The organism is Lysinibacillus sp. GbtcB16 (assembly GCF_019091145.1).
Taxonomy (GTDB): Bacteria; Bacillota; Bacilli; order Bacillales_A; family Planococcaceae; genus Lysinibacillus; species Lysinibacillus fusiformis.
Genome location: NZ_JAGXJV010000251.1, coordinates 1 through 304, shown reverse-complemented (window position 1 = coordinate 304; position 304 = coordinate 1). Strand labels below are relative to the sequence as shown.

1 pseudogene is annotated in these 304 nt (G+C 52.0%); it reads left to right on the top strand.

Annotated features, from left to right (window positions below):
- Positions 1-35: 35 nt before the first annotated feature.
- Positions 36-304, top strand: a pseudogene (locus KVT27_RS24160) (Gfo/Idh/MocA family protein); the annotation flags it as partial.

Here is a 304-nt window from a genome sequence, read left to right as displayed (position 1 = left end):
ATTCGCTTACAGTGATTCGCTTCGAGAGCGGCGTCATGGCGCACGTAGAAGCAAGCTGGGCTTACCCGCAGGGCGCGCCTTTCCAAACTTCACTCGAGATCGCGGGCACCAAAGGCATGGTTCAATACGATAAAGACAAATCAAATTCCGTCGTTCAGTTCAGCGCCAGTAAAGCTGCAGCCGGCGTGCCGGAAAGCCCGCTAGCGAAAAGCCCTTATGCGCTTGAACTGGAACATTTTATACACTGCGTAAAGCATAAGGAAATTCCGCTCACTTCAGGCGAGGAAGCTTTGAAGTCTCTTCA